7 protein-coding genes are annotated in these 8558 nt (G+C 38.8%); all 7 read right to left on the bottom strand.

Going from position 1 to position 8558, the window contains the following annotated elements:
* Nucleotides 1-360 precede the first annotated feature (360 nt).
* The 7 genes from AC1DG9_RS15445 to AC1DG9_RS15415 all read right to left on the bottom strand — a co-directional run bounded on the left by AC1DG9_RS15445 (nt 361) and on the right by AC1DG9_RS15415 (nt 8521).
* A complete protein-coding gene (locus AC1DG9_RS15445) occupies nt 361-2592 on the bottom strand; it encodes a heavy metal translocating P-type ATPase (protein WP_477634849.1) in 2232 nt (743 codons plus the stop codon).
* A 165-nt stretch (nt 2593-2757) separates the two neighbouring features.
* Nucleotides 2758-2943 carry a hypothetical protein gene (locus tag AC1DG9_RS15440; protein ID WP_172663264.1) on the bottom strand — a complete coding sequence of 62 codons (186 nt, stop codon included), beginning with the start codon at nt 2941-2943 and terminating at the stop codon, nt 2758-2760.
* Nucleotides 2944-2978: 35 nt separating this feature from the next.
* Complete coding sequence (locus tag AC1DG9_RS15435) at nt 2979-4127, bottom strand: DUF3095 family protein (RefSeq protein ID WP_172663265.1); 1149 nt, start codon at nt 4125-4127, stop codon at nt 2979-2981.
* 359 nt (nt 4128-4486) lie between these two features.
* The gene (locus AC1DG9_RS15430) at nt 4487-5251 is read right to left on the bottom strand and encodes a TIGR03915 family putative DNA repair protein (protein ID WP_477634848.1); all 765 of its coding nucleotides are present in this window, start codon (nt 5249-5251) and stop codon (nt 4487-4489) included.
* Nucleotides 5252-5264: 13 nt separating this feature from the next.
* On the bottom strand, nt 5265-6521 hold the full coding sequence (locus AC1DG9_RS15425) for a putative DNA modification/repair radical SAM protein (RefSeq protein ID WP_337714863.1): 1257 nt from the start codon (nt 6519-6521) through the stop codon (nt 5265-5267).
* Nucleotides 6522-6638: 117 nt separating this feature from the next.
* Nucleotides 6639-7343 (bottom strand): response regulator transcription factor, encoded by a 705-nt coding sequence (locus tag AC1DG9_RS15420; RefSeq protein ID WP_477634847.1) that lies wholly within the window; start codon nt 7341-7343, stop codon nt 6639-6641.
* Nucleotides 7340-8521 carry a sensor histidine kinase gene (locus AC1DG9_RS15415; RefSeq protein ID WP_477634846.1) on the bottom strand — a complete coding sequence of 394 codons (1182 nt, stop codon included), beginning with the start codon at nt 8519-8521 and terminating at the stop codon, nt 7340-7342. The genes AC1DG9_RS15420 and AC1DG9_RS15415 overlap by 4 nt, the downstream gene beginning before the upstream one ends.
* Nucleotides 8522-8558: the final 37 nt, after the last annotated feature.

The raw sequence follows: 8558 nt of genomic DNA, 5'->3' as shown, positions 1-8558 counted from the left end.
GCTTTAAGCTCATCCTCCGCCTCCACTTTTAAAATTTTATCCGGGTTTTCAAGATCTACTTCCCAGTTTTCTATGGTATTTAAGCCGTTTAAATGAGGCGTTACGGTTGCAATACAACCTGTGCATTTAATATTTGTTTTGAATTTTAAAGTTTGCATTTTTTTTGAGTTTAATTGTTGTTATTATGTTATGTTTTGAATTGTTGTTGTAATGGTACTATGCCAGTCATTCGGCTAACACACTCGTCGTCATCCCGAGGAACCGAGGGATCTCTTGGTTAGGCTAGTTTGCTTCAAGGCTACTTCAAGAGATCTCTCCTATCGTCGAGATGACGATCGAGCTACATGACGAGCGCATCCATTACAACTTCGCAAATTTCAATCTTAAGCTATTACTTACTACCGATATAGAACTTAACGCCATAGCCGCACCGGCAATCATTGGGTTCAATAAAAACCCATTAACCGGGTACAATACCCCTGCAGCAATTGGAATTCCTATCAGGTTGTAAATAAACGCCCAGAACAAGTTTTGTTTAATAGTTCTAACAGTTTTCTTAGACAATTTTAACGCCTTTGGCACCTGCAAAAGATCTGAAGATATCAGCGTGATCTTTGCCACATCTATGGCAATATCAGAACCCMTGCCCATTGCGATCGACACGTTTGATTGTGCCAATGCCTGGCTGTCGTTTATACCATCGCCTATCATGGCAACCACCTTGCCTTCAGCCTGTAGTTTTTTAACAAACTCAGCCTTATCAGATGGCAATACTTCTGCTACAAAGTTTTCTATACCAGCTGCAGCAGCCACCGCAGCAGCAGTTTCCTTATTATCACCGGTAAGCATATAAACCTCAATGCCCTGCTTAATAAGTTTTGAAACCGCCTCTTTTGAGCCTTGTTTTATCTGATCAGCAATTGATACTACTGCCAGCACCTGCGTTTCATTGGCAAAATAAATTACCGTTTGGGCCTGATCTTGTAATACTTTAGCCTGATCTTTCAATTCACTGGATATTAACTGATTATGATCAGTTAATATTTTATGGCTTCCGGCCCAGTACTTCTTACCGCTGTAAACTGCGGATACCCCTTTCCCGGTTAAACTATCGAAATCTGTAATGCCTGCAGGTTTTACACCATCCTTTTTAAGGTGATTAAAAATTGCTTCGGCCAATGGGTGTTCCGAACTTTGTTCCATAGCAGCAAACACCTGTTTTAACACATCTGCATTTTCTGGTAAAGTACTGGCCCAGTGTATAGAAGTAACTTCTGGTTTACCCTCTGTAATGGTTCCGGTTTTATCTAAAACAATGGCGTTTACTTTGTAGCCAAGCTCAAGCGCTTCGGCATCTTTAATTAAAATACCGCTCTCTGCACCTTTGCCTATTCCAACCATAATTGCTGTTGGTGTTGCCAGTCCTAACGCACAAGGACAAGCAATCACCAATACAGTAACCATAGCCAGTAACCCTTGCGTAAAGGCATGTTCGCCGCCAAATAACAGCCACACACCCAGCGTAATTATAGCAATCAGCATCACTATAGGTACAAATATCCCGGCTACCTTATCAACCAGTTTCTGAACCGGTGCTTTAGAGCCCTGGGCTTCCTGTACCAGCTGAATAATATGTGCCAGCATGGTTTCGCTGCCCACTTTTTCGGCTATAAAGCGGAAACTTCCCTTTTGATTAATGGTACCTGCAAAAACGTTATCGTCCTTTTGTTTAGAAACCGCGACAGGTTCACCGGTAATCATGCTTTCATCTACAAATGAATTTCCTTCGTAAACCTTGCCATCCACCGGGATTTTTTCTCCTGACCTGACCAGTAGTTTATCGCCCGCTTTTACATCCGCAACCTCTATTTCTTTTTCTCCCTCATCCGTAATMAGCATCACCGTTTTTGGCTGTAACCCAATCAGTTTCTTAATGGCAGATGAAGTATTGGATTTAGCACGTTCTTCGAGTAGTTTACCAAGCATGATAAACACAATAACTACCGCAGCAGCTTCGTAATAAACATGTGGATGCAAGCCTCTTTGGTGCCAAAATTCAGGATAAAAGGTATTAAACACACTGAAAATAAAGGCGATACCGGTACTTAATGCCACCAGCGTATCCATATTTGCCCTGCTGTGTTTTGCTTGTTTAAAGGCGTTTATAAAGAAGTCTTTACCGAAGTAAAAAACTACCGGGGCAGATAATACCAGCATAATGTAATTGGCATAAGGCATATCCATAAAAAGCATGCCTATTACTACTACAGGTATGGTTAATATTCCTGCGGCAATTATTCTCTTTTTTAACGCTTTATAATTGTCGGCCTGTACTTGCTCTTGTTTTTCGTTTCCTTTCTCAGTATCCAGAATTAAGTCGTAGCCTATGGATTGAACAACCTTTTGCATTCCCTCTGGTTGGATCACCCCTGCATCATAGGTTACTTTTACCTTTTGGGTAGCATAATTTACTTCAGCTTGTTTTACACCGGTTTGTGCGCCTATCATAGATTCTACACTTACCGCACAACTGGCACAAGTCATCCCCAGGACGGGAAAAGAAGTGGTTTCTATATTTTCTTGTAATGCCATAATCTTTCTATTATTTACAATACAAAGGTACCATGGCCGGGGCCCGAAGGGATTATATAATATGGTAATTAGTTTATATAATTCTGCACCATACAAAAAGCAGCCTTAAACTACATTAATGTCAATCGAATTTCGTGTTTCATAATTAATAAAGAAGTTTTATGTTTAATAAACCGTTTTAAACTTGCCAAATGTTACAGACAAAATTAAAAGCCCAAAGCCAATACCTACTAACGAACCTTTTAATAAATCAGACAATCCTACGTAACGAGAAATGATTTGTGTAATAGCAATTACAAACAATCCAATTGACAATAGAATTAGTGCATTTCTTCTTGATATTCTTTTCATTTTGCTTCCTTTATCTATTTAAAATTACCATTTTATTAAACTAATTTAGCTTTCACCATCATCGCTGCTTTCGTATAACCTCCTTCTGATCCATCTACAAAATGAACATGTCCATCCACCAGATCCCGCACATAACAAGACATGATCGCATCATTACTAATGTGAACACCATATATAATCTCTCCTTCTTTTTCCAATATATCCAGTGCACGGAGCAGTTTCAATCTTTGTGTATCATTCCCAGAAATTACGGTATTTATTTTTCCATCAATCACCAACGTATCGGACATTTCTACCAGACGGTTCAGATAATCCTTGCCATGTGCTGTAAGAAAATAGATGAAGCCATAAAAATTGATCAGCCAGGTACGGATCAGTTCAAAAAACCTGATCTCTCCCATCCTTGCACGCATTTCTCGATTTAGGCGGTTAAATGTAGTATTGAGTTTAAGTTTGGCAACTGAAATTGGCTGCCGCTTCCGTGGTTCCCCATAAATATCATCTAACAATGCAACCACTTTACTAAACACCAGTGATTGCGTCCTGTTTTTGCCAGAGACAACCAAAAGTGTGACCACCTCACTACTATTTTCAGGAGGCCCGATCTTATCCCATCGGCATTGCATCCCGCTAAGATCCAGAACCTCAGTAACATCCCCCTGTTGGGCAAACAAATAGTCTTCAGCCTTGATCAGTCGTTCGGCATAACTTAATCCAGTTCCCAGAACTACAGGAATGGAAAAAGATCTTGCAATGTTGAACTTACTGATCCTAAGTTCATTCCCTTTGCTATAAATTTGCTGTACGGGCAAGGTACCCACCCGGAGTTCAAGCCCAAAGTTAAGCAGAACATTTTCTTTATAAAGCAGTAGCAAATCCATCAACACATCTAATACCGATGGAGGAACTATAAAGGTCGCGCCATCCCCGCCAAAAAAGAACGGAACCGTTATCCCTCTTTTAAATACGAAATTCAGCACTGCCACAATGCTACCGGTAGCCAGTAGATTAACAGTTTCATGCTGTCCCTGAATTACAGCTTTAGTAGATCCCTTAATGTCAGTAATGATCACATGCCAATCCTGGGGCACCTGATAAAACAAGTCCTCATTTCTTATCAATTCAGCCAGAGGCAGTTTATATTCTGGCAATTGATTATAAAATAAATCACTGGTTACCTGCATAATAAAAAAACCAGAAGGGTTGATTTGAAATTACAACAAATCCACGACAAAACAACACACCAACAAAAACGTAAAAATATAGTACCCGCTGAGACATCTATGTGAATTAACCCGGTATTGTGTTTTGGTTTTGGATAAGATTTAAAAAACCGTTTTTCTAATTTTCGGGGTTAGTTTGTTCGCACATTGATTTTAGTAAAAAAAAGGTTAAATGCTGAATTAACGGGTTTTTGTAGTTTGTTTTCTATTTGAGCATCTGAATTATGATTTCCGGTACCATTATATACGGTTGTTTAAGCGAATTGGTTTTAAGGCCGAATTTTTCTTAATGGACAGGCGGATTTACTCTAAAGCTGCCCTTAAGTGTCCATTTTTTCAGTAAGATATTTCCAATATCTTTTTGGGACATGCTGCACATGTAATTTTGTGTTTTTTCTGGCCGCGATATTGGTGCTTTTAAAATAATCTTTCCATAATGTGGCATAGAGATTTTCTTTGATGGCATGCAGTTCCCCGGTTGTTTTTTGCAAGTTCTTTTCTTCTTCTGGAGTGAGGTTCACTTCTTCAGCTTTTTCCAGGTTATAATATAATCCATAATGTCTTTTCAAGTCGTAAATGATCCACTGCTGATCTGCATAACGGTTCTTAAAATGGTTCATGATCAAAGGGAGCACATTGAAGTCCGGGTCTATAACGCAGTAAAAAATTCCATCAGCAGAATGTTGAAATCGTATGAAAGCTTCCATCCTGTGTTTCTMTCTTTCAACCTTCCTGGCTGTTTGTGCTACCGCCAAGACATGGGTATTGCCATAATTGCCCTCTGATCCGGCTGGGTTTGAAAATATATAACAAGTAAACTCAAATAGACTGCTGTAAGCCTGAGCTGATTCTGAGAGGAAGGTGCAGTAGAATCTTCTCATCCAACCTCTGTCTAATTTCTTTTTTAATCCTGTCCATACCCTATCAGCCTTTTTCTGATCCTTATATACATGGAATTCCGTGGTGAAGGCATCCGGTTGGTAGTATTTTTCCAATTGCAGCATAATCTTTCCTGGTTTTCTTTCAAACCATTCAAAAACTGCACACAGCAAACTTTCTAAACTGCCATCGATCACGTATATCATTAAAGTTGCAGGATTAAAATAAAATCATTTGTTGAACATCATTCTTTAAATATTTACTCTGGCTCTCCGCTAATATAAATGACTTGATCTGCGTACCCTGGTAATCTTTAATCTGATAGGGAGTATCTGCGCATTTGATAAAATGTTTTGCCCTGTTATAGGCAACCCCTATTTTCTTAAGCTGGTCGATCCGTAACTTTCCGAATTTTCTGGCTTGTACAATTTTTTTTGCTGAGCTCACTCCAATTCCAGGGATGCGCAGAATCATTTTATAAGCGGCCACATTGATATCTATTGGGAAAAACTGAAGGTTTCTAAGCGCCCAGCTAAGTTTTGGGTCTATATCCACATCCAGGTGTGGGTTGGCATCGTTCAGGAGTTCGTTAACGTTAAAACCATAAAAGCGCATGAGCCAGTCAGTTTGATATAATCTGTTCTCACGAATTAGCGGAGGCTGAGTGCCAATAAGCGGCAGACGATTGTCATGGCTAATCGGAATATAACCTGAATAATAAACCCTTTTCAGAGAGAAGTTTTTATAAAATGCATCTGCGGTATGCATAATGTCTTTATCTGTTTCAGGTGTTGCACCGATTACCATTTGGGTGCTTTGCCCCGCAGGTACAAATTTAGGAGTACTTTTAATCAGCTTTTTTTCGTCGTTGAATTGTACGATTTGATTTTGTACAAATCCAAGTGGGCGCTTTACGTCTTCATGGCTCTTTTCCGGGGCAAGTAATTTTAGTCCCTTTTCTGTAGGCATCTCCAGATTGATGCTCATTCTGTCTGCATAAAGACCAGCCTCCCTGATTAATTCTTCGCTTGCACCGGGAATCGTTTTCAAATGAATATATCCATTGAAGCGTTCTTCCAGTCTTAATTTTTTAACGACTTTGAGTAAGCGCTCCATCGTAAAATCGGCGTTTTTAAAAATTCCAGAGCTTAAAAAAAGTCCTTCAATAAAGTTTCGTCTGTAAAAATTGATGGTTAGGGATACAACTTCTTCTACAGTAAAAGCTGCGCGTTCAATGTCGTTACTTTTTCTTGAAACACAGAAAGCACAATCATAAATGCAATGGTTGGTCAGGAGAATTTTTAAAAGAGAAACACAGCGTCCATCCTCTGTATAGGTATGACAAATTCCAGAAGCATGGCTATCACCAAGTCCTTTATTGTCGTTTTTTCTCGTTCCCCCGCTTGATGAGCATGATACATCATATTTTGCTGCATCAGCCAGTATATTTAACTTTTCTCTAATCCGCTCAGACATCTTTCTAAATTTTACTAACAAAAGTAGTTATATTTGCTAATAACATTAGTAACATCAATAAGGTTTAAAATATTTTGCTTAAATCATTCCGATTATTCATATAATTCAGGAGTATGATTATTTTACCTTTAACATATAGCCAAGGCCATAAACATTCTCGATAGAGATTTCTTTGGATGCTCTAAATAACCTTCTGAGCCTGGAGATGAAGACTTCGAGGCTTTTTCCGTTAAAATAATCATCATTTCCCCACAGCGCCAACAGAATATCCTTTTTCTTTACCAGCTGGTTGAGATTACCTAAAAGATAATCCAATAATTCTGATTCTCTTAAAGTGAGTGATRCCTCGTTGTTATCTGGCAGCAAAACATACAACTGCTTTTTATTGTATTTGATGTTGGCAATACGGATAAATTCCGGTTGGTCACCGGATCTGTCAGAAGAATTGTTGGATAACTTATCGATGATATTCCCAATTCTCAGTACGAGCTCTTCAATTTCAAAGGGTTTGGCAATATAATCTATTGCCCCTATTTTGAGCCCCCTGAGGCGGTTATCTTTCTCGTTATGGGCTGTTAAAAAGAAAAAGGGTTGGTTTTTATTGATTTTCATGATCTCGGTAGCTAAATCAAATCCGTTTAGATCTGGCAGCTGAACGTCAATGATGATCAATTTATTGGTCAATTGGTTAGCCGCATAATAAGCTAATGCCTCATTAGCAGTTTTAAACCATTGCACACTAAAGCCCCTTAACTTAAGGTATTCAGAAACAACATTTCCTAAATCTATTTCATCTTCTATTATAACAATATCGTAAATCATATATAGACCATAAATTCTGTGCCCTCACCTATTTTTGTTTTCACGTCCATTCTCCAACCATGAATATCCAGACATTCTTTTACGTAATATAATCCAAGCCCAAGCCCGGGAATGGTACTGTCCTGGTTTGACCGGAAGAACTTATCGAATATTTTTTCTTTAACATCATCTTCAATTCCGGTTCCATTGTCGGCAACATGGAGCACATAATTTCCCTGCTGTTCATCAATAAATACTTCGACATGCTTATGGGCACTATGGTTATATTTAAAAGCATTATCAAACATATTATTCAGCATAGTTGTGAACACAAAAGAATCGATCCGAACCAGTATTTCAGCGCTATATGGATCAAATGTAATGCGATCTGATGGACTAAGCTTTACCTTATAATCATTTATCAATACCATAACCGAATAGTTCAGATCTGTTTCTACCAGATTTGCCTTCTTTTTGAGCACTGATAGCTCCAACATCTGATTGATATGCGATTCCAGCCGGCGGGCCTGCCGTTCTACAATGTGAACAAGTGCTTTTACACGCGGCCTGTCGTTCAGCACAACATCATCATCGAGGCTTTTACTTGCCACCAGGATTGTAGTAATCGGTGTGTTGAATTCATGCTTAATGCTGTTCAGAAAATCGGACTTTATTTCGGCCTCTTTTTTCTGCCTCATCCAGTTGATGTAAGTATAATAATTTATGCCAACAGTTATGAGAATACATATTGCCACCAATGAAAATGTAGGAAGCATCTGATAGGCAACCCTTAACATGCGGTAAGGGTGATCAGCAAAAAGGCTAAACGTAACCCTGTAATCGTATTTTAGCTTGTCGCTTACAGAAAGATTGGTTACCCTGTTTTGAGGTGTGGGGTTGGCGAGCTCACCATCAATAATAGCCCCATAGTTTGCTTTATTCTTTTCTTTAAAAAATGCTTTTTTACTGTCAAAGATGAAAATATCTCCTATACGGTTGTCAAAGTTTATTTCTATTGATTGAAACGTTAGTAAATAACGCATATTGGTATCCAGGGAGTTCCGAATAACGATCGACTTGAAAACACTGTCCATGTTACTCTTCATCCTTAAAACATTGAAAAGTGTATCACTTACCCGCATGGCCAATTGATCAAAGGTTTTCTTATCTTTAAGATAAGCCGCACGTAGGTTGGGCATATTCCGGCTTAGAATAGAATCAATGATTTTTCCACCA

The organism is Pedobacter sp. 05L430 (assembly GCF_056397585.1).
The sequence above is the reverse complement of the archived record's forward strand: the minus strand, read 5'-3'. Positions and strand labels throughout refer to the sequence as shown.